The following is a 248-nucleotide window of genomic DNA, read 5'->3' on the forward strand; positions in this document are numbered from 1 at the left end:
GACTGGGCGATTGGCCGACTCGGTGGCTGAGCGTGTCGAAACCGAGCGTGTCGAAAAGGGGAGCTTATGTCTTCGGCCTCGCCCGCCGCTTCTGGAACGGGGGAACGTCCAAGTCCGGCACAGCCCGAAAAAGAAAACGAGCAAAGTGAGGCACCGTAAATCCCGCGTAGCCGTGCGATGGAGTGTAGAGCAGACCCATGTTGATGAGCTCCGAGCGCGTGGGAGCCAGTTGAGTGGATTCACGACCC

Annotated in this window: 1 protein-coding gene; it reads right to left on the reverse strand. The window is 60.5% G+C overall.

Annotated features, from left to right (window positions below; genetic code table 11):
- Positions 1-64 precede the first annotated feature (64 nt).
- Positions 65-248, reverse strand: a 184-nt coding sequence (locus tag AC3XQU_RS24490; RefSeq protein ID WP_489876711.1) for a DUF8462 domain-containing protein, incomplete at its 5' end; no start/stop codon positions are given.

The sequence above is a fragment of the Telluria sp. AZSoR62 genome (assembly GCF_058111565.1).